The sequence below is a fragment of the Kitasatospora paranensis genome (assembly GCF_039544005.1).
Classification (GTDB): domain Bacteria; phylum Actinomycetota; class Actinomycetes; order Streptomycetales; family Streptomycetaceae; genus Kitasatospora; species Kitasatospora paranensis.
Genome location: NZ_BAABKV010000001.1, coordinates 4,286,627 through 4,305,957, shown reverse-complemented (window position 1 = coordinate 4,305,957; position 19,331 = coordinate 4,286,627). Strand labels below are relative to the sequence as shown.

The 19,331-nt window shown below is 73.1% G+C and carries 18 protein-coding genes and 2 pseudogenes; 5 read left to right on the top strand and 15 right to left on the bottom strand.

The genetic code is table 11. From position 1 onward, the window contains the following. Positions 1–114 precede the first annotated feature (114 nt). The 6 genes from ABEB13_RS20740 to ABEB13_RS20715 form a co-directional block, all read right to left on the bottom strand. Positions 115–750, bottom strand: coding sequence for an NAD(P)-dependent oxidoreductase (locus ABEB13_RS20740; RefSeq protein ID WP_345706695.1), 636 nt, complete (start codon positions 748–750; stop codon positions 115–117). 31 nt (positions 751–781) lie between these two features. Then, on the bottom strand, positions 782–1,582 hold the full coding sequence (locus ABEB13_RS20735) for a class II aldolase/adducin family protein (protein ID WP_345706694.1): 801 nt from the start codon (positions 1,580–1,582) through the stop codon (positions 782–784). 29 nt (positions 1,583–1,611) lie between these two features. After that, positions 1,612–3,159: an FAD/NAD(P)-binding protein gene (locus ABEB13_RS20730; protein ID WP_345706693.1), complete on the bottom strand. Its 1,548-nt coding sequence runs from the start codon at positions 3,157–3,159 to the stop codon at positions 1,612–1,614. A 157-nt stretch (positions 3,160–3,316) separates the two neighbouring features. Continuing rightward, a complete protein-coding gene (locus ABEB13_RS20725; protein ID WP_345706692.1) occupies positions 3,317–4,345 on the bottom strand; it encodes a hypothetical protein in 1,029 nt (342 codons plus the stop codon). Between the two features lie 43 nt (positions 4,346–4,388). Next, entirely contained in the window at positions 4,389–4,889 is a 501-nt protein-coding gene (locus tag ABEB13_RS20720) for a flavin reductase family protein (protein ID WP_100889336.1), read from the bottom strand. A gap of 61 nt (positions 4,890–4,950) precedes the next feature. Then, positions 4,951–6,492: a 4-hydroxyphenylacetate 3-hydroxylase family protein gene (locus ABEB13_RS20715; protein ID WP_345706691.1), complete on the bottom strand. Its 1,542-nt coding sequence runs from the start codon at positions 6,490–6,492 to the stop codon at positions 4,951–4,953. 225 nt (positions 6,493–6,717) lie between these two features. Between ABEB13_RS20715 and ABEB13_RS20710 the strand changes: the two genes are divergently transcribed. Continuing rightward, positions 6,718–7,377 carry a CGNR zinc finger domain-containing protein gene (locus ABEB13_RS20710; protein WP_345706690.1) on the top strand — a complete coding sequence of 220 codons (660 nt, stop codon included), beginning with the start codon at positions 6,718–6,720 and terminating at the stop codon, positions 7,375–7,377. A gap of 84 nt (positions 7,378–7,461) precedes the next feature. On the opposite strand, the gene fbaA is transcribed toward ABEB13_RS20710, so the two are convergent. Next, a complete protein-coding gene (fbaA, locus tag ABEB13_RS20705; protein WP_100889339.1) occupies positions 7,462–8,484 on the bottom strand; it encodes a class II fructose-bisphosphate aldolase in 1,023 nt (340 codons plus the stop codon). Positions 8,485–8,738: 254 nt separating this feature from the next. Here fbaA and ABEB13_RS20700 point away from each other — a divergent pair, with 254 nt between their 5' ends. Beyond that, entirely contained in the window at positions 8,739–9,452 is a 714-nt protein-coding gene (locus ABEB13_RS20700) for a DedA family protein (protein ID WP_345706689.1), read from the top strand. Between the two features lie 81 nt (positions 9,453–9,533). Here the strand turns inward: ABEB13_RS20700 and pyrE are convergent. Next, positions 9,534–10,072 (bottom strand): annotated as a pseudogene (gene pyrE, locus ABEB13_RS20695) (orotate phosphoribosyltransferase). Positions 10,073–10,208: 136 nt separating this feature from the next. Here pyrE and ABEB13_RS20690 point away from each other — a divergent pair. Further along, complete coding sequence (locus ABEB13_RS20690) at positions 10,209–10,496, top strand: hypothetical protein (RefSeq protein WP_345706688.1); 288 nt, start codon at positions 10,209–10,211, stop codon at positions 10,494–10,496. Here ABEB13_RS20690 and ABEB13_RS20685 read toward each other — a convergent pair. From ABEB13_RS20685 to ABEB13_RS20655, 7 genes and pseudogenes are all read right to left on the bottom strand, one after another. After that, positions 10,444–11,268: an SRPBCC domain-containing protein gene (locus tag ABEB13_RS20685; RefSeq protein ID WP_345706687.1), complete on the bottom strand. Its 825-nt coding sequence runs from the start codon at positions 11,266–11,268 to the stop codon at positions 10,444–10,446. The genes ABEB13_RS20690 and ABEB13_RS20685 overlap by 53 nt on opposite strands. A gap of 63 nt (positions 11,269–11,331) precedes the next feature. Then, a pseudogene (locus ABEB13_RS41125) lies at positions 11,332–12,844 on the bottom strand (spermine/spermidine synthase domain-containing protein). 179 nt (positions 12,845–13,023) lie between these two features. Beyond that, on the bottom strand, positions 13,024–13,635 hold the full coding sequence (locus ABEB13_RS20675; RefSeq protein WP_345706686.1) for a DUF2617 family protein: 612 nt from the start codon (positions 13,633–13,635) through the stop codon (positions 13,024–13,026). Between the two features lie 444 nt (positions 13,636–14,079). Continuing rightward, on the bottom strand, positions 14,080–15,240 hold the full coding sequence (locus ABEB13_RS20670; protein ID WP_345706685.1) for a pyridoxal phosphate-dependent aminotransferase: 1,161 nt from the start codon (positions 15,238–15,240) through the stop codon (positions 14,080–14,082). An 84-nt stretch (positions 15,241–15,324) separates the two neighbouring features. Continuing rightward, on the bottom strand, positions 15,325–16,701 hold the full coding sequence (locus ABEB13_RS20665) for an aminotransferase class III-fold pyridoxal phosphate-dependent enzyme (RefSeq protein WP_345706684.1): 1,377 nt from the start codon (positions 16,699–16,701) through the stop codon (positions 15,325–15,327). Between the two features lie 140 nt (positions 16,702–16,841). Beyond that, positions 16,842–17,399, bottom strand: coding sequence for a type III secretion system chaperone family protein (locus ABEB13_RS20660; protein ID WP_345706683.1), 558 nt, complete (start codon positions 17,397–17,399; stop codon positions 16,842–16,844). Positions 17,400–17,529: 130 nt separating this feature from the next. Beyond that, complete coding sequence (locus ABEB13_RS20655; protein WP_345706682.1) at positions 17,530–17,883, bottom strand: beta/gamma crystallin domain-containing protein; 354 nt, start codon at positions 17,881–17,883, stop codon at positions 17,530–17,532. Positions 17,884–18,174: 291 nt separating this feature from the next. Between ABEB13_RS20655 and ABEB13_RS20650 the strand changes: the two genes are divergently transcribed. Further along, positions 18,175–18,462: a helix-turn-helix domain-containing protein gene (locus ABEB13_RS20650; RefSeq protein ID WP_345706681.1), complete on the top strand. Its 288-nt coding sequence runs from the start codon at positions 18,175–18,177 to the stop codon at positions 18,460–18,462. Beyond that, the gene (locus ABEB13_RS20645; RefSeq protein ID WP_345706680.1) at positions 18,459–19,322 is read left to right on the top strand and encodes a hypothetical protein; all 864 of its coding nucleotides are present in this window, start codon (positions 18,459–18,461) and stop codon (positions 19,320–19,322) included. Before ABEB13_RS20650 ends, ABEB13_RS20645 begins: the two co-directional genes overlap by 4 nt. Positions 19,323–19,331 lie beyond the last annotated feature (9 nt).

Sequence of the window (19,331 nt, the reverse complement as noted above, 5' to 3'; positions counted from 1 at the left end):
TTCCCTCCGGAGTGTCCACCGGCCCGGCCGCCGAACGGCGGCCGGGCGGGCGGTGGTGTTGGTGCGGTGTGCGGGGCGCCGGGTGGGGGACCGGCGCCCGCGGTACGCGGCCGGTCAGTAGGCGACCGAGACCCTGGTTCGCAGGGCGTGCCCGCCGTCGATCAGGTCGGCGAAGGCGACCGCGTAGTCCGGGATGCTGATCCGGGTCCGGCCGTCGGCGTCGACCAGCAGGTCGTCACCGCCGAGCCGGTAGACCCCGGTGCGCTCGCCCGGCTCGATCAGCTTGGCCGGGGAGACGTACGTCCAGTCGAGGTCGTCGACCTCCCGGTAGAGGCCGAGCGCCTCGATCTGGGCGAGGGCGTTGGCCTTCCACAGGTCGGGGAAGTGCGGGTCGTCGACGACCCGGGTGCCGTCGGCGGTGCGCAGGCTGCCGGCGCCGCCGAGCACCACGAGGCGCTTCACCCCGGCGGCCCGCAGCCCCTCGATCAGGCCGCGGGTGGCGCCGACGATGACCTCCCGGTCGTCCTCGGTGCCGATCCGCGGTCCGACGGCGGAGGCCACCAGGTCGTGCCCCTCGGCGAGTTCGGCGACCTGGGCGGGGTCGCCGACATTTCCGGCGACCGCCCGCACGCCGGGCCGCGCGGCGGCGCCGCTGCGGGTCACCCCGGTCACCTCGTGGCCGCGCGCGGTCAGTTCGTCGGCGATGGCGCTGCCGATGTTCCCGGTGGCGCCGAACAGCAGGACCTTCATGGCCTCTCCTCGGTTGGTGTCCGACGGTCTGTCACTCGTCGAGCAGGTCGGGCTGCTCGTGGACGATCTCGTCCCAGAGCAGTTGGAAGCTGAACCGGCCGAGCTGGGCGTCGCCGAAGCCGGCGCCGGCCGCCAGGGCCTGCTCGTGGGAGAAGCTCTTCGGGGTGCCGGCGGCGAGCGCGAGCAGTTGCACCTCGGCGCAGCTGTCGTAGGTGAAGAACCAGTGCACCGCTTCCTCCAGCGACCCGCCGACGGTGATCAGGCCGTGGTGGCGGAGCAGGATCGCCCGGCTGTCGCCGAGCTTCTCGGCGATGTCGCGGCCCTGCTCGACGGCGACCGACGGCCCCTCGTAGTCCTCGTAGAGCACCTGGCTGCCGTAGAAGGCCGCGGACTCCTGGTCGATCGGCTCCAGGAGCCGGCCGAGCGAACCGAGGGCCCGGGAGTGCGCGGTGTGGCCGTGTGCGGCCGCCTCGGCGCCCGGGTTGAGGTCGTGGATCGCGGAGTGGATGACGAAGGCGCTCGGGTTGACCTTGTGCCTGCCCTCCACGACGGCGCCCGTGGAGTCGACCAGGATGAGGTCGCCGACGGTCACCCGCTTGAAGGAGACGCCGAACGGGTTGACCCAGAAGTGGCCCGGCAGTTCGGGGTCACGGACCGATATGTGGCCCGAGATGCCCTCGCCGAAGCCGTACTTGCCGAACAGCCGCAGGGCGGCGGCGAGCCGCTGCTTGCGGTGCCGGCGCTCCTCGGCGGGGCTCGCGAAGGCGGCGTCGCCGGGCAGCGGCAGGCCGGTCGCGGTGTCCGCGAGGTAGCTCGGGGTGGTCGTGGTCACAGGGGTGCTCCTTCGGCGGGGTCTCGGTGTCAGGCGCTCTGCAGGACGCGTTCGGTGCGCAGCCCGGAGATCCGTGCGGAGTGCGCGAGCACGGCGCGGACGATGTCCTGGCTCCGGTCCACCAGCGAGGGGATGCCGAAGGTGAAGAACAGCGTCCCGGCGGCGATGTTGCCGAGCGCGTACCAGCGGGGTTCGGGCCGGCCCTCGACGGCGAGCCGGCTGGTGGCGCGGGCGATGTGCAGGCCGCCGTGCGGGTGGCGGTCGGCGAGCCGGTTGCGGGTCAGCGAGTTGACGAGCGGGGCGGCGGAGATCGGGATCTTGCCCTCGGAGGCGTTGACGGCGTTGATCACCACGTCGGCGCGGAAGGCGTCCTGCTCGGAGGTCTCGACGGTGAAGCCGCCCTCCGGGCCGGCCGAGATGTCCTGCAGGCCGGACAGGATGGCGAGCTGGCCCTCGTCGGCGAGCCGCAGCAGTTCGGTGGCGCTGCTCGGCGGCATCGGGCAGCACAGGCTCATGATCGTGCGGTAGTGGGTGCGCAGCAGCTCGACCTTGTCGCGCTCGGAGAGCAGCGGCCAGATGTCGGGGCCGGTGTCGGGCACGGCGCGCTGGAGGATCCGCAGCCCGAGGTCGGCGGAGTCGACCTCGGAGAGCTGGCGGCGCAGCCGCTCCACCGGGAGTTCGCGGTGCGCGCCGGTGATCTCCGCGATGACGCCGCCGAGATCGGCGCCGGCCTCGGCGAACTCCTTGCCGATCAGGTCCGCGATCTCCTCGATCCGGACGGCGGTCTGACGGCGCGCCAGGCGCTGCATCCGTTCCGGGGTGACGTGCCGGAGGTCGAAGTGGACGGGCTTCTGCCGCACGCCGGGCAGCATGCCGCGCCGGGACAGCAGGCTGATCTTGCCGCGGTGCCCCCGGGCGGCGAGCGAGATGATGATGTCGACGGCGGTCAGTCCGCTGCCGATCACGGCGACGTGCTGGTCCGGTCCGACGGCCTGGAGCTTCTGGGTGATCGGGTACGGGTCGCCGATGAAGCCGGTGGTGCCGGTGAGCCCGTAGATGTCCTTGGGGCTGTCGCCGCCGACGCAGAGCACCGCGTAGTCGAAGGCGCGCACCCGGCCCTCGTTGGTGCGCAGCATGGCGCGTCCGGCGGCCAGGTTGGCCGAGGTGACGGACTCGCTCACCAGGTCGACCCGCCAGCCGCGCAGCCGCAGCCGGGCGAGCGCGGCGTGCGCGGTCTGCTCCAGGTACTCCCCGTACTCGGTGCGCGGGGCGAACCGGGCGCCCGCCCGGGGGTCGAGGCCGGTGGTGCCCTCGGGCAGGCCGAGGATGCGGTCGCGGGTCATCAGCCACCGCTCGAAGTGCCGGACGTCGCCGGCCCGCACCGACATGTCGTCGGGCGTGGCGTTGACCCGCACCGTGGTGGTGTCGGACTGGTACGCGCGGCCGCGCCACAGGTGCGGCGAGGGCTCGAACACCGTGATGCTGCCCGGCACGGTGTCCCGTTGGGCCAGGGCGTCGATGAGGCAGACCGCGGAGGCTCCGCCGCCTATCACTGCGAGTGAGATCGCCGATGACATGTCAGTTTCCTGCCGCTCGTAAATGTCCGGCGCCGTCCATGCGCTGTCTCCTCCGCGTCAGCGAACGGCCTGTGGAGATGGGTCCGGCACCGGGGCGGGGGGACCGCGGTGCCGGACCTCGGGGCAGGGCCGGGGAAGGCCCTGCGTGACCGATGGCTCAGCTGTGCTGGTAGTTCTCCATCGAGACGGTGAAGTCGCCGCGGTTGGCGCGGTACCGCAGGCAGTAGTCCTTCGGGTACCAGCCCGCGATCTGCCAGGACTGCGGCTGGGGTATCGGATAGCAGCCGTTGGTGTTGGTGCCGGCCAGCAGCCCGTCGAACCAGGCCTTGGTGATCATGGGCTCCAGGAAGCTGATCTTGGCGTCGTAGGCGCCGTAGATGAACGTCCGGGTGAAGGGCTGGTTGTGCCACTCCGGGGAGCTCTGGTCGATCAGGTGGTTGCCCATGGCGACCTCGGCCACGCCGTTGTCGATGTAGCCGGCCGGCATGTACTGCGAGGGGACGGGCTTCGTCGCGGTGGCGAAGTCGTCGCAGTTGATGGCGAGTCCGCACGGGCCGGGGCGGATCGCGTCCCGCTCGGCCTTCGGCTGCACGTAGAAGTGGAAGTCGAAGTGCTGGACGTCGTAGATGCCCGTGGGGCCGTGGCCCATCAGGTTGAAGTTCATCAGCGCCCACTTGTACGGGACGCCGGGCGTGTTGGTCAGCGCGGCGGGCAGGTCGAGGGGGAGCTCGTGGCCGCCCATGCACTCGGTGTGCTCGTCGATGGTGCCGTTGCCGTCGATGTCGTAGCAGTGGTGCCGGTCGCTCATGGTGGTCGGCAGGTTCTGCAGCGTCGCCTTCGGGAAGACGAACCCGATCGACAGCGGCTTGCCGGAGTTGTCCTGCTGCGCGTAGGTGCGCACGTTGCCGTTGCCGAGCGCGGTCGGCGTGCCGTACGAGGCGCACGGACCCAGGTACGACGGGGTTGCCTGGAGCACCGGCTCGACCGCCACCTGCGGCAGCTTCACGGTGATCTCGTTGGTGGTGCTGGTGTTCCCGGTGAGACAGACCGCCACCGGGGAGGTGTCGGTGGCGGCATTCGCGGTGCTCGCCGCCGGCGCCATCAGGGCGGCGGTGCCCAGCAGGGCGGCCGCGGCGGAGGAGGCGATCAGCGGTCTCTTGAAGGACTTTCCGGTCGTGCTGCTCATGGTTGTGCGACTCCGGTTCTTGAGTTCTGTGGGACGGTCGAGCTCAGAGGCGCGAGAGCTCGTCGAGGGTGTGGAAGCCGCCCTGCAGGAAGATGAGCGGCGCGGTGGAGTCGGCGGCGCCCAGCGCCACGACCTCGCCGATCACCATCACGTGGTCGCCGATCACCAGCTCGTCGCGGTAGGCGACCTCCATCCAGCCCGCCGCCTGGAGCAGCAGCACGCCGGTGGTGTCCCCGATGCTGTGCGCGGCGCCGGCGAGCGCGGTCTGCCGCGACTCCGGGCCCTTGGCGAACGCCCGGGCGTGGGCCTCCGACTCGCTGTCGAGGATCGACACGCCCCACACCCCGGCCGCCCGGAGGTCCGCCAGGAAGCGCGAGTCGTGCCGGAAGCAGACCGTGATGATCGCCGGGTCCAGCGAGACCGAGGTCAGCGAGTTGACGGTGATGGCGTCGTGCCGACGACCGTCGGCGCCGTCGGCGAAGGTGCTGACGACACAGACACCGGTGGCGAAATGGCGCATGACAGTGCGTAGATCGTGGTTCATTGCCGCCTCCTGTGAGCGGGGGCGGGCGGCCGCACCGGGTGGGCCGCCCGCCGCGCCGGGGTCAGTCGCGCTCGGCCCAGCGGCCGTTGCGCCAGCCGTCCAGGTCGTAGTCGTCCATCGCCTTCTGGACGAACTCGCCGTAGTTGTCGAGCAGTCCGGCCGCCCGGGTCCAGTTCAGGGTGTCCAGCCGGACCTGGTCCGGGCCGCCCGCGTAGTTGAGCTCGTAGAGCTCGTGGCGGGCGCCGAACTCGGTGCCGATCGCGTCCCAGGCCAGCTTGAACAGCTTGGCGCGCTCCTCGGCGGTGGTGCCCGAACCGCGGTAGTAGCGGTCGAACAGCGGCCGCAGCTCCGGGTTCTGGAGGTCGGCGTGGCTGGACGGCGTCATCAGCAGGGCGCCGGCCAGGTGCTCCTCGAAGAACTTGTGGGTGCGGTCCCAGCTGATCGGCGCGAGCGCCCGGTAGCCGGCCGAGTAGTCCATCCGCGGCAGGACGGTGCCGCCCTCGCCGGGCTCCGGGTCCATCGCCATGGCGGTGGTGACCGCCCAGGTCTGGTGCCGCCAGGCGAGCAGCTCGCCGAGGCCGGCCTGCACGCCGCGGAACTTGTCGGTGCCGTTGAGGCGGGTGCCGCGGTCCAGGATGCCCGCCATGAACTCCAGCTTCACGGCCATCCGGATCGCGCCCTGGAAGAAGCCCCGGCTGAGCAGGCCCGAGCGCGGGAAGTACTGGTGGATCTTCTCGGTGTCCCGGTAGATCAGCACGTTCTCCCACGGGATGAACGCCTTGTCGAAGACCAGCACCGCGTCGTTCTCGTCGAACCGGCTGGACAGCGGGTTGTCGAACGGGCTGTTCGCGCGCTTCTCGTACGACGGGCGGCAGATCACCTTCATGCCCGGCGTGTTGAGCGGCGCCATGAAGGCCAGGGCCATGTCCTCGGCCTTGCCCTTTTCCAGGTTGGCGAGGTGGATCTGGCCGACGAACGCCACGTGGGTGAGCGCGGAGGCGGTCGCCATCAGCTTCGCGCCCTCGACGACGATGCCGTCGTCGCGCTCCTCGACGACCTTCAGGTACACGTCCGGGATGTCGTGCGCCGCCTTGTGGCGGTCCACCGGCGGGTTGACGATCGCGTGGCTGATCGACAGCGCCTGCCGGGAGTACTTCTCGTACCAGGCGCGGGCGTTGTCGCCGAACGGCTCGTAGAAGGAGTGCGTCACGGCGAGGCCGGCCATGAACGACGCCTTGTAGTCCGGCGTCCGGTTCATGAAGCCGTAGCTCAGGCGCGCCCAGTGCTCGATCGCGTCGCGGGCCTTGACCAGATCGTCCGCCGAGTGGGCCGGGGTGAAGAACCGGTGCACCCGGGCGCCGGTGTACCGGTCGACCGTGGTCATCATGTCCGCGGTGTCCGGGTGGTGCAGCGCGTCGTACAGGTGCGCCGTGGAGCGGGCGGCGTTGCGGAACGCCGGGTGCTCGGTGACGTCCTTGACCAGCTCCCCGTCGATGTACACCTGGCGCCCGTCGCGCAGGCTCTCCAGGTACGTGTCGCCGTTCAACAGGTCGTTGGGCGCCTCGGCGCCCGGCTGTGCCAGGTCTGATTCGGCCTGAGCCATCGTGCTTCCTCTCCCCATCGGGCGTTCGGATCTGCGGTCCGGGTCTGGCCCTACCGAAGCTAGAAAACATTCCCGTGGGTTTCTTATGAGGCTGCGCACGGCCTCTGGCCACTGCGCGCACACCGGGCGCAGGCCGGTTCCGGGCCGCCTCCCGTCCCCGCCACACTGCAGAGGCACGGCCGGCCGTCACCCGCCGACGGCGGCGCCACAGCCCACGGGAGCCCGATGAGCGCCTACCTCACCCCGCTGACCGGCCCGGCGGACAGCCGGGTCACCCTGCTCGACCTCGCCCTCGGCGGCCCGGGGCCGGACGCGGTCCCGCCGCGCACCCCGCACCCCGCCGACACCCGACCGCTGCTCGGCGAACCCCTCGCCCTGGACCTGCTCAACACCCGGTGGGACACCCCCGACGGCCCCAGGGACCTGCTCGCCGACGCGGACGGCCACCGGATCTGGCTCGCCTCCGCCGGACTCGCCGACCGCTGCACCGCCGACCCGGCGTCCCGCGCCGCCACCCGGCAGGCGCGCGAGGCCCTGCACGCCGCCGCCCGGGCGCCGCGCGACCCGCAGTCGCTGGCCGCGGTCGACCGCCTCCTGGAGCACGGCGCCCTGCGCCACCGGCTCACCCCGACCGGGCCGTCCGCCGCCGTCGAGGTCGACGACCCGGCCTGGCTGGCCGGCTGGCTCGCCCTGGACGACTACCTCCACCTGCTCGCCGCCGCCCCCGAGCGGATCCGCAGCTGCGCCGGCCCGCACCGGCTGCCGCTGTGGTTCTACGACACCTCGCGCAACGGGATGCGCCGCTGGTGCTCCATGGCCGAGTGCGGCAACCGCGCCAAGGCCGCCCGCTACCAGCGGCGTGCCCAGGTGACCGCGGCCCGCTGACCGGACGCGAAAACGGCGGTGCCCCCGGGACGTGTCCCGGGGGCACCGCCGTCAGGCGTCGGGCCCTGCGTCAGGCCGTGGGGCCTACTTCAGGCGGTTGCCCGCCGAGCGCAGCTGCTGCGCGGCCTCCAGCACGCGGGCGGCCATGCCGGCCTCGGCCAGCTTGCCCCAGGTGCGGGGGTCGTAGGTGTTCTTCTTGCCGACCTCGCCGTCGACCTTCAGCACACCGTCGTAGTTGCGGAACATGTGGTCCACGACCGGACGGGTGAAGGCGTACTGGGTGTCGGTGTCGAGGTTCATCTTCACGACGCCGTTCTCCAGCGCGGTGGCGATCTCCTCGGCGGTCGAGCCCGAGCCGCCGTGGAAGACGAAGTCGAACGGGTCGGCCTTGCCGTACTGCTTGCCGATCTCGGCCTGCAGCTCCGCGAGCAGCTCCGGCTTCAGCACGACGTTGCCCGGCTTGTACACGCCGTGCACGTTGCCGAACGAGGCGGCCAGCAGGTAGCGGCCCTTCTCGCCCAGGCCGAGCGCCTCGGCGGTGCGCACGGCGTCGTTGACCGTGGTGTAGAGCTCGTCGTTGATCTCGTGCGAGACACCGTCCTCCTCGCCGCCGGTCGGGGTGATCTCGACCTCAAGGATGATCTTGGCGGCGGCGGCCTGGGCCAGCAGCTCCTGGGCGATCGCCAGGTTGTCGGCCAGGGTCTCGGCGGAGCCGTCCCACATGTGCGACTGGAACAGCGGGTTCTGGCCCTTGGCCACGCGCTCGGCGGAGACCGCGATCAGCGGGCGGACGTAGCCGTCCAGCTTGTCCTTCGGGCAGTGGTCGGTGTGCAGCGCGACGGTGATGTCGTACTTCGCGGCCACGATGTGCGCGAACTCGGCGAGCGCGACGGCGCCGGTCACCATGTCCTTGTTGTGCTGGCCGCCGAGGAACTCCGCGCCACCGGTGGAGATCTGGATGATGCCGTCGCTCTCGGCCTCGGCGAAGCCGCGCAGGGCGGCGTGCAGGGTCTGCGACGAGGTGACGTTGATGGCCGGGTAGGCGAACTTGCCAGCCTTGGCCCGGTCCAGCATCTCGTTGTAGACGTCGGGAGTTGCGATGGGCATGCGAATCCGCTCCTGTCGGTGTGGGGCGATCGGACGACGCTGTCCGATGCTCGATACGCCTCTGGTACTCGGCGTGGATCGCGGTACGAGAAGAGGGTGGGCTCGACCGCGGGCCGGACACCTGTGCCATCTTCCCAGACTCGTCCGCCGGGGTCATCCATGGCCCGCCAGTCGGGACGCCGCAGGCCGGGGCGGCACCGGCGGTGCCCGCTCCGCTTAGCCCCGCCACAACCCGGGAGCGCTATCCTGCGCCCGTGGACTACAACCAGCTCGCCGTCAACCTCCTTGACGCCAAATCGCTGATCGCGTCGGTGGGTGCCTTCGGCCTGCTCGCGATCATCTTCGCCGAGACCGGCCTGCTGGTCGGGTTCTTCTTCCCCGGCGACTCCCTGCTGATCCTGGGCGGTGTGGCCGCCTCCAGCGCGGCCTCCTCGGTGCTCGGCGAGGGCGCCCGGATGCCGATCGCCGTGCTGCTGATCGGCGCCCCGATCTGCGCGATCGCCGGGGCCCAGCTCGGCCACCTGCTCGGCGCCCGGGTCGGCCCCCGGATGTTCGACAAGCCGAACTCGAGGATCTTCCGCCGGGAGCACGTCCTCAAGGCGGAGGAGTACTTCGAGAAGTTCGGCCCGGCCAAGGCCGTGGTGATGGCCCGCTTCATCCCGATCGTCCGGACGTTCCTCAACCCGGTCGCCGGCACCCTGGAGATGCCGGCCCGCACCTTCTTCGTCTGGAACGTGGTCGGCGGCGTGCTGTGGACGGAGTCGATGCTGCTCATCGGCTACTTCTTCGGCGACGCGCTGGCTCCCGTGATCGACAAGTACCTGCTCCCCGCCATGGCGCTGATCATCCTGATCTCGGTCTCCCCGATCATCGTCGAGGTGCTGCGCGAGCGGAAGAAGAAGGCCGCCGGCGGCGACGCCGAGCACCCCGCCGAGCCGGTCACCAGCGGCCGCCACCGCAAGAACTGAGCCGCCCCCACGGCCGACGGCCGGTGTTCCACGGGAGACACGTGGAACACCGGCCGTCGTCGTGTGCGGGCCCTCGGGACCTCAGAGACCCAGGTCGTCCAGGGTGTAGGCGGTGACGTAGGGCAGCCCGGCCTGCTCGATCGCGGGGCCGCGCCGCGCTCCACGATCACGGCGACGCCGACCACCTCGGCGCCGGCCTCGCGCAGCGCCTCCACGGCGGTGAGCACCGACCCGCCGGTGGTGGAGGTGTCCTCGACGGCCAGCACCCGGCGGCCCTTGACGTCCGGGCCCTCGATCCGGCGCTGCAGCCCGTGCGCCTTGCCGGCCTTGCGGACGACGAAGGCGTCCAGCTTGCGGCCGCGTGCGGCAGCCGCGTGCAGCATGGCCGCGGCCACCGGGTCGGCGCCCAGGGTCAGCCCGCCGACGGCGTCGTACTCCAGCTCCGCACTGGCGTCCAGCATCACCCGGCCGACCAGGGGCGCCGCCTCGGCGTCCAGGGTGATCCGGCGCAGGTCGACGTAGTAGTCGGCCTCCCGACCGGAGGAGAGGGTGACCTTGCCGTGCACGACGGCCTTGTCCTTGATCTGCGCCAGCAGGGCGTCGCGGTCCTCAGTGCTCATGAGCAGCCAGTCTACGGGCCGCCGGGTCGGCCGCTAGCGGCGGCGCAGCGCGCGGACCAGCACCACCGCTCCGCCCAGCAGCGCGACCCCGCCGCCGATCATCCACGGCACGGCGCTGCGGTCGCCCGTCCCGCCGGTGAGCAGCTTCGGCTCCGCGCCGCCCCAGCGGCTGGCCGCCCGGGCCCGGGCGCTGCGGGACGGCGGGGTGGGCGCGTACCGGCCGTGCGGCGGCGCGTGGTCGACCTCCTCCGCGGACCGGCCGACGATCGACCGGCGGACGGGGCCGCTCAGCGCCGGGTCCGGCTGGTACTCGAAGGACGCGGCCGGCTCCGGCTCGGGCGAGGGCAGCGGCTCGTCGTCGGTGAAGGCGATCAGGTCGGAGAGGTCGTCGTCGAGATCGGGGGCGGCGTGGTCCTCCAGATAGACGACGTTCCCCCGGGGCCGTCCTCGTCGCCTCCGTCGCCTTCGCCGTCCTCGTCCGCGCCGCCGTCCTCGCCCTCGGCCTCGTCGGCGGGCGCGGCCTCCTCAGCGGGCTCCTCGGCGGTCTCGGCGGACTCCTCCTCGGCGGCGGTGTCCTCCGTGGCGTCGTCCGTGCTGCCCGCCGCGACCGGCTCGGCGGTCCCGTCGGTCCGTGCCTCCTCCGCCGGTGCCTCCTCCGCCTGTGCCTCGTCCGCCGGTGCCTCGTCCGTCGGCGAAGCGTCCGCCCGTGCCTCGTCCGAGGCGGGCTCGGGCTCCTCGGGTGCGGCCGCCTCCGGGGCCCCGGACTCGGCGGCCAAGGCGGCGGCGAACCGGTCGAGCAGCCGGCGGCCGGCCGACTCCAGGGCCTCCGCGTCGAACTCCGCCAGCCGGCCGTCCGCGCTCAGGTCACCCGTGAACGCCAGCGCGCAGCCCTCCGGACGCTCCCGGACGGAGATCCGCAGCGTCGCCTCCGCCTCGCCGGAGCCGCGCGCCTCCTGCCCCTCGGCCAGGGCGGTCAGCACGCCCTCCCGGCCCTCGATCAGGGACAGCGAGCCCTTGAACGTGATGGTGGAGGCGCCGACCCTCAGCTTCAGCCGGCCCTCCGTCGGCCGGCCGGCGGCGCCCGCCGACGCGGCGTCGGTGCTCAGCCCGGGGACGCAGCGCACCAGCAGATCCCGGTCCTGGAGGGCCTGCCGGACGACGGCGGCCGGCAGCTGGACGACAACCTCATGCTCCATACCGGCGAGCCTACCGACCCGGCGGCCCACTGCGGAGGGTCGGCGCACCCGCAGGCCGGTCGCTCAGCCGAGCAGCCGGTACGGCGCGGGCAGTCGGAGCGGCCGCCGGGCCGCCAACCGGGCGGCGGACTCACGCAGCGCGCCGGTCGTGAGCGAGCGCGGCGGCGGAGCGTCCCGGGCCAGTCCCAGGGCCGGGGTCTGGCGCCCGGCCAGGACGAACGCGGCCCCCTCGGCCGGCTCGCCCGGGCAGGCCGGCACGGCGGGCCGGGTGCCCTGGTAGGCGACGGTGCGCAGGCCGTCCGCGCGCAGTCCCGCCTCGACCGCCCAGAGCGGGCCGCCGGGCGCTCCGCCGCGCACCGCGATCCGGCCGCCGGGGGCGAGCCGCCGGGCCGCCAGCCCCAGGAACTCCTCGGTGTGCCCGGTGCGCCCTTCCCGCCCGCGCGGCGCGGGCAGGTCGGAGAGGATCACGTCGTACCCGGCGTCCGGGGCCGGGTCCGTCCGCAGCCACGCCAGCGGTTCGGCGTGCACCGACCGGACCCGGCCGTCCCGGTAGGCGTCCGCGGTGAGCGCGGCCAGCGCGGGGTCGGTGCGGGCCAGTGCGGTCAGCGCCTGGTCCGCCTCGACCACCACGACCGTGCGGACGTCCGCGTGCCGCAGGACCTCGCGCAGGGCCAGGCCGTCGCCGCCGCCGAGGATCAGCACCCGGCCGCGCCGGCCGGCCAGGGCGGGGTGCACGAGGGCCTCGTGCTCGCGGTACTCGTCCGGTCCGCAGACGGCGGGTCGGCCGTCGAGGAACAGCTCCAGGGGGGCCGGGGCGCCCCGGGGCCTCGCCGGACAGCACGATCTCCTGGTGGCGGCTCTGCACCGCGAGGCGGACGTGTGCGCCGTACAGGGCCTGGCGGGCGGCCCGCTCGATCGCGCCGGTGCAGGCGGCGGCCACCGCGAGCACGGCCAGGACGAGCCCGCACACCGCCCACAGCAGCAGTCTGGCGCGGGGCGGCTGCTCCTCGCGGAACAGCCAGAGCACCACGGCCGCGCCGGCCGCCGCGTTGACCGCCCCGGTCAGCAGCGCGCCGGTGGCCGGGCCCAGCGCGGGCAGCAGCAGGAACGGGAAGGCCAGGCCGCCGACCAGGGCGCCGACGTAGTCGGCGGCGGACAGATCGGCCACCGCCCGGCCGGCGTGCTCCCGGCGGACCTGCTGGATCAGCGTCATCAGCAGGGGGATCTCGGCGCCGATCAGCACGCCGATCAGGAACGTGGTGGCGGTGAGCCCGACCGCGGTGGCGTGCAGCCGGTCCAGCCAGGCCCAGCTGGAGTACAGCGCGAGGACCGAGAGTCCGCCGGTCAGCGCCAGCGCGCACTCGACCAGGGCGAAGGAGGTTGCGGGACGGCGGGTCAGCCGCTTGGCGAGCAGCGACCCGACGCCCATCGCGAAGACCATCACCGACAGCACCACCGAGGTCTGGGCGACCGAGTCGCCCAGCAGGTTTCCGGCGACGGCGACCAGTTCGAGCTCGTACACCAGCCCGCAGGCGGCGCAGACGAACGCGGCGAGCAGGACCAGGGGCCTGGCCAGTCTCCGCCGCGGGCCCGGCGGTAACGCGCCGCGGGCCCGGCGGGGGAGGCGGCCCGTACGCGGGGCGGCCCGGTCGCGTCGTCGAGCCCGGGCCGGGTGGGCGGACTCGGAGAACGGTCGATCATGAAAGCACGCTAATGGGCGCGGACGGCCCTTGGCTGCACCCGTCCGGCGGACAGTCACCCGCCCCGGATTGACGTTTCGTCATCCATCCGCCGGGCGGTCGCCCCCGGCACCGGCGGGCCGCCGGCCTCCGTGCCGCGCAGCACCAGCGAGGAGCGGGTGCAGACCAGCCGCCCCTCCTGCGGGTACGCGTGCCAGGTGCGCCAGAGGACCCGGCGCTCCTCGCACTGCGCCACCAGGGCGGTGAAGGCGCACGGATCCCCAGGGAAGATGCCGGCCAGGCCGCGCGGGTGCTCCTCGACCAGGGCGAGCAGCTCCTGCGCCCGGGCCGCGAAGGTGTGCGGGGGCAGCGCCTCGATCCGGGCCGCGAACTCGTACTCCCAGCCCGCGACCTGCTCGGCCACCCGGGCCGGCAGCGGCACCTGCCGTCCGGGCAGGCAGGCCACCGTCTCCAGGCAGTCGCCCGGCCCTGCCGCCAGGACCACCTGGTGGGAGGCGCCGAGCAGCCGCAGCTGCAGGGTGGCGCCCGCGAGGCCGCCGGGGCTGCCGGCCGGCCCGTCGAGACTCAGGTCCCGGACGGCCAGTGCGGGCAGGGGGTCGCCGCCGAGCCGCCAGGCGAGATCGCCGGAACGGGTGTCCGTGTAGGAGGTCTGCAGTGTCGTGAGCATGCTCGGCTCCGCGTTTCAAACTCCGTAGCGCGCCCCGTCGTCGCAGCGCCGACTCCGCCGATGGGCTGTCCGGGGCTGGGCGGGCCGGGACGCGGCCGGCCGTGGAAGGAGGGATTCCGGCTGGAGACTCAGCAGCAGAGAACCACGGATTTGCCGGATGCGTCGGGGATTTACCCTTCTTGGCGCAGCATTCACCGATCCGGGTGCAGTTGTTCCACGGGTCCGATCACAGGTGGTGCGTGCGCTGACCGTCCCTGCGCCATGGGCCCCGCGCATGCGCCGCGAGCGCCGGTCGCGCGCCCCGGTGCGCCGCCGCGCGACGGACGCCCGCTCGGCGTGGCCATCGAAGGACGAAGACCGGTTCGAGCGCGGCCCGGGGTGCCGCCCGGCAGGGCCCCGGCGGAGAGGCCGATCGCCCTGCCGCGGAACCGCGATGACGGCACGTCAGATGCGGCCGAGTCGGCGCACCGCCTCCTGCAGCACGTCGTCCTTCTTGCAGAATGTGAAGCGGACGAGGCTCCGGCCGGCCTCGGCGTCGTCGTAGAAGACGGCGTTCGGGATGGCGACGACCCCGCAGCGTCCGGGGAGCGAACGGCAGAACTCCACGCCGTCCTTCTCGCCGAGCGGGGTGATGTCGGTGGTGATGAAGTACGTGCCCTCGGGGCGGAAGACGCCGAACCCGGCCTCGGCGAGGCCGTCGGCGAGCAGGTCGCGCTTGCGCGCGAGGTCGGCCCGCAGACCGTCGAAGTACGCGTCGGGCAGGCGCAGCGCCTCGGCGACGGCGTACTGGAACGGCCCTGCGGAGACGTAGGTGAGGTACTGCTTCGCGGTGCGGACGGCCGACACCAGGGCCGGCGCGGCCGTCACCCAGCCGACCTTCCAGCCGGTGAAGGAGAAGGTCTTCCCCGCGGAGGAGATCGAGACGGTGCGCTCGCGCATGCCGGGCAGGGCGGCGATCGGGTGGTGGGCGCCATGGAAGACGAGGTGCTCGTAGACCTCGTCGACGACGACCAACAGGTCGTGCTCGACGGCGAGTTCGGCGATGACGGTGAGCTCGTCCGGGGTGAGCACCAGGCCGGTCGGGTTGTGCGGGGTGTTGATCAGCAGCAGCCGGGTGCGCGGGGTGACCTTGGCGCGCAGCTCGTCCAGGTCGGGGCGGAAGGACGGGGTACGCAGGGTCAGCGGCACGCGGGTCGCCCCGGCCATGGCGATGCAGGCGGCGTACGAGTCGTAGAACGGCTCGAAGGCGATCACCTCGTCGCCGGGCTCCAGCAGCGCCAGCAGTGCGGCGGCGATCGCCTCGGTGGCGCCGGCGGTGACCAGGACCTCGGTGTCGGGGTCGTACGTCAGCCCGTGGAAGCGCTGCTGGTGCTCGGCGATCGCCTGCCGGAGCTCGGGGATTCCGGGGCCGGGCGGGTACTGGTTGCCGCGGCCTTCGAGGACGGCGTCGGCAGCGGCCCGGGCGATCGAGCCGGGGCCGTCGGTGTCGGGGAAGCCCTGGCCCAGGTTGATCGAACCGGTGGCGGTGGCCAGGGCCGACATCTCCGCGAAGATCGTCGTCCCCATCCCGTTCAGCCTGCGGTTCAACAGCGGCCTTGCACTCATCGCGGCTCCTCACAGCTCGTGGTCAGGGCCATCCTCCGATGGCCGGCGAACGGTGGACAAGCATCCCGAGGGGCGGGCAGGCCCTCACCCGGCGCACATCTCCGTCAGGAAGTCGTCGAGGACACCGAGGTAGGTCGCGACGTCGGCCTCCTCGTGGGCGAATCCCACGTGCGGACCGGAGGAGGAGATGGCGTCCCACACACCGCGGTTGGCGAAGAACACCCGGCGGGTGTCGGCGAAGAGCGGGTCGGTGCCGAGGTGCGCCTCACGCGCGTTCCGCGGCAGTTCGGGCAGCAGGCAGTAGCCGGAACGGGCGCCGAACCGGTGGGCGCGCCAGTCCAGGCCGCGCGACCGGACGGCGGTCTCGATGCCGTCGGCCAGCAGCCCGCCGAGCCGGGCCGTCCGCTCGTGTTCGGCCGGGGTCATCAGCTCCGTCAGCACGACCTCGGCGCAGGCGAGGGAGAGCGCGTTGGCGAACAGGGTGCCGCCCAGGGCGAGCCCCACCGTGCTGCCGAGTTCGTCCGCGATGTTCGACCCGACCACGTCGGCCACCGCGTCCGTCATGCCGTGGACGCCGATCGGGATGCCGCCCGCGATGCCCTTGCCGCCGGTGACCAGGTCTGGGGTGACGGCGTAGTGGCGGACGGCGCCGCCGTACAGGTCGAACTGGGTGTGCGTCTCGTCCATCACCAGCAGCGTGCCCGTCCTCGTGCAGGCTTCCCGCAGGCCGGGGAGGAAGCCGGCGTCCGGCAGCACCGTCCCGCAGTTGGTCAGCACGCCCTCGATCAGGACGGCGGCCGTCCGTTCCCGCCGCAGCACCCGCTCGGCGGCCGCGAGGTCGTTGAAGTCGACGACCGCGAGGCCGGGCGGTGGTGCCTCCAGCCCGGTCGACTCCGGCACGAGGCGGTCGGCCGGGCCCTCGGCGGACCACAGGGTCTCCTGGAGCTGGCCGTGGTACTTGCCGCCGAACAGCAGCACTCCCTGCCGGCCGGTGGCGAACCGGGCGATGCGCAGCGCCTCGGTGTTGGCGGTCGTCGCCGACAGCGTGAACTGCCACTGCGGGAGTCCGAAGCGCAGCCGCAGCTGCTCGCACACGCCGAACGCGGCCTCCACCGGCAGGAACAGCTGGACGCCGCGGGCGGCCTGCGCGCCGATCACCTCGGTCAGCCGGGGGTGCGCGTAGCCGAGCACGGACGACACGTCGCCGACGTTGAAGTCCAGGTAGGTGTTGCCGTCGACGTCGGTGAAGGACGGTCCGCGGCCGTGCGACACCCACAGCACGGGGGTGCGGTAGAACCCGGCCATCCAGGGCGTCGGGACACCGCCCGGCATGGTCCGCCGGGCCCGGCCGGCCAGGGAGAGCGAGGCCGGGACGCGCTCCCGGAAGGCCGCGTCCTCACGCTGCCGGATCCGCTCCAGGCGGGTGCGGTACTGGTCGCTGAGTCCGGGTGACGCGTCCATCGGCACCCCTCCGCTCCACGGCCGGGGTCGTTCTCGACTCTAGTCCGCGGCCCGCGGTACGGCAGCGCCGGGCGCCGGGCGTGACACGGGCCCGCACCCCCGTCGGCGGGGGTGCGGGCCCGGGCGGGGCGGGCGCCGGATCAGGACTCGTCGCCCTCTTCGGCCGCGCCGTCGCCCTCTTCGTTCTCGATCTCGTCCTGCAGGCCGAGGCGCTCGACCATCCACTGCTCGAAGCCGACCGAGGCCTGCGTCCAGTTCGCGGTGGTGGTGACGAAGTACTCGAGGTTCACGCCGGCGCCGATGATCATCTGCGACTCGCCGATCAGGCGGACCACGCCGTCCTCGTGCGTGTGGGTGTAGACCTTCGGCCAGAGGGTCTCGCGGTTCCACTCGTCGACGAGGTCGAGGATCTCGCCCTTCTTCTCCAGCGGGAACGCCCGGTCGTAGAAGGCGCGGACCGCGAAGAGCTCCTTCTGCTCGCCCCGGAACATGTAGTAGACGCGGAAGCCCTCCCACGGAGCGGTGAGGTCACCCTCCTCGTCCACGACGTGCTTCAGCTGCATCTGGTCGAGCAGCTGCGCCACCAGGTTCTGGTCCGGCACGATCACCGGCGGCGGGCCGGCCGGGGCACCGCCGGGCTGGCCGCCCTGCGGCTGCGGCGCGCCGAACGACGGGATGGACGACGGGTCGATGCTCATTGTGGTCCTCAATCTCACAGCACGGGGTGGTCGGCAATGAGAGGCCGCCCTTCCATGTCCCATCCTGCCTCATCCCGGGCTCACGGCACAGGGGAGCCCGGGCCCGGTCGGCGGGGTGCCGCCGGGGCGCTCAGAAGATCTGCAGCCAGCGCACCGTGCCCTCGGCCCCGTGGTCGTAGTAGTTGTCGTCCTCCCAGGTCCAGGGGTCGAGGTGGCGGGTCACGCCCCCGTTGAGGCTGGTGTAGTAGTACAGCAGGTTGTTGCCGGAGTAGACGTTGTCGACGCTGTAGATCGTCACGTCGGTGTAGCCCGCGTTGGCGAAGCACAGGTGTCCGGAGAATCCGTAGTTGTAGATGTTGACGAAGTCCGTCCGCCCGTTGCAGCCGACCCGGTTGATGGCGCTCGCGTCGGTCGCGGGCAGGGCGAGCGCGAGGGCGGCCGCGGCCGTCGTGATGAGCGCGGCCTGCTTCCAGCGGCGTGTCATGGGGGCACCGTTTCCTGGCTGCGCCGGCCTGGCCGGCGGGGGTCGGTCGTGGTCGACCGGATCCTCGCAAGGGTGTCGGCGCCCGGCCAGGTGGTTGTCAGGACGTTGGGGGCGGAACAACCGGTCGGTACCGGCAAACGCTGACTTTGAGTGATACATGTCACGCGCGGAGTGATCGGAACGCGTTGCCGCCCGTCACCGCGGCGGTTAGTTTGCGGTGCACCCCCGGCGGCTGCCGTGCCACCGCCGGAGGCACGGGCGGGGTGCCGTCGGCTGATGAAGGGGACATCGGTGGGGGTATCCGAGACGGGGCCGTCCCCGGACCGGCTGGGTGCGCTGCTGCGCAGCCTGCGGCTGGACCGGGGGATGACCCAGGAGGAGCTGGGGGCGGCCTCCGGCATGAGCGTGCGGTCCATCCGGGACCTGGAACGCGGGGTCTCCTGCCCGCGGATCTCCACGCTCCGCCTGCTCGCCCACACCTGGCAGCTGTCCGAGGCCCAGGGGGCCGAGCTGCACCGGCTGGCCCGCGCCAAGCGCGACCGGTCCGCTCGCTACCCGGGCCCGGCGGTGCGGTGGTGAGGCGGCCCGTCCGGGTGGCGGCCCTGGTCGCCACCGGTGCGGCCCTGCTGGCCGCCACCGGCTGTTCCGGTGGCGGCGGGCCGGCCGCCCCGGCGCTCACACCGCCCGCCCTCGGCAGCACGACGCCGCCGCCGTCCGGCCGCGCCGGCATGCTGCAGCTCCCGCTGTCGGCGTACGGGCTGAACGGCGAGCAGAGCGCCAGGCAGCAGCAGGCGGTGCGGGCGCTCACCGCCGACTGCATGCACAGGGCCGGCTACGCCGCCTTCACCGGGGACGACGCCTTCGACGGCGGCAGCGGGCGGGTGAGCGACGTCAACGCGATGCCCGGCGGGGCCTTCGGCTACCTGCCGGCATCCGTGGCGGCCGTCCAGGGCTTCCACGCCGTCCGGCTCGCCGCCGCGCCCGATCCGCCCCGGGCGCCGTCGTCGTCGGCGGAGCGGACCGCGGCCGAGAACTGCGTGCGGACGGCGCTGTCGGCGCTCCCGGCCGCGGACGGCGCGGGCGGCGAACTGGTCACCCGGCTCTTCGGGGAGTCCGCGGCGGCCACCGCGAAGGACACCCGGGTGGTGGACGCGACCCGGGCGTGGGAGGCCTGCATGAAGGCCTCCGGCTTCGCCGACGCCACCCCCGACGGCATGGTCGAGCGCTACCGCGGGCCGGGGGCGGCCGGCCGGGACGAGCTGGCGGCCGCCGAGGCGGACGCGGCCTGCACCGGCAGCAGCAACCTGGCGGGCGTCTGGTTCGCCGTGATCGCCGGCTACCAGCGGCAGCAGATCGCCGCCAACCAGGAGCGGTTGGCGGCGTACCAGCACCGGATCGCCGACCAGGCGGCCGGCTTCGCCCGGATCCTGGGCGGCTGACCGGCCGGG

Coding starts and splice junctions, on each gene's coding strand:
- ABEB13_RS20665 (WP_345706684.1), bottom strand. CDS start 16,701: ATGGACGCGTCACCCGGACTCAGCGACCAGTACCGCACCCGCCTGGAG.
- ABEB13_RS20710 (WP_345706690.1), top strand. CDS start 6,718: ATGAGCGCCTACCTCACCCCGCTGACCGGCCCGGCGGACAGCCGGGTC.
- ABEB13_RS20685 (WP_345706687.1), bottom strand. CDS start 11,268: ATGGAGCATGAGGTTGTCGTCCAGCTGCCGGCCGCCGTCGTCCGGCAG.
- ABEB13_RS20730 (WP_345706693.1), bottom strand. CDS start 3,159: ATGTCATCGGCGATCTCACTCGCAGTGATAGGCGGCGGAGCCTCCGCG.
- ABEB13_RS20720 (WP_100889336.1), bottom strand. CDS start 4,889: ATGAACCACGATCTACGCACTGTCATGCGCCATTTCGCCACCGGTGTC.
- ABEB13_RS20740 (WP_345706695.1), bottom strand. CDS start 750: ATGAAGGTCCTGCTGTTCGGCGCCACCGGGAACATCGGCAGCGCCATC.
- ABEB13_RS20655 (WP_345706682.1), bottom strand. CDS start 17,883: ATGACACGCCGCTGGAAGCAGGCCGCGCTCATCACGACGGCCGCGGCC.
- ABEB13_RS20675 (WP_345706686.1), bottom strand. CDS start 13,635: ATGCTCACGACACTGCAGACCTCCTACACGGACACCCGTTCCGGCGAT.
- ABEB13_RS20670 (WP_345706685.1), bottom strand. CDS start 15,240: ATGAGTGCAAGGCCGCTGTTGAACCGCAGGCTGAACGGGATGGGGACG.
- ABEB13_RS20725 (WP_345706692.1), bottom strand. CDS start 4,345: ATGAGCAGCACGACCGGAAAGTCCTTCAAGAGACCGCTGATCGCCTCC.
- ABEB13_RS20715 (WP_345706691.1), bottom strand. CDS start 6,492: ATGGCTCAGGCCGAATCAGACCTGGCACAGCCGGGCGCCGAGGCGCCC.
- ABEB13_RS20660 (WP_345706683.1), bottom strand. CDS start 17,399: ATGAGCATCGACCCGTCGTCCATCCCGTCGTTCGGCGCGCCGCAGCCG.
- fbaA (WP_100889339.1), bottom strand. CDS start 8,484: ATGCCCATCGCAACTCCCGACGTCTACAACGAGATGCTGGACCGGGCC.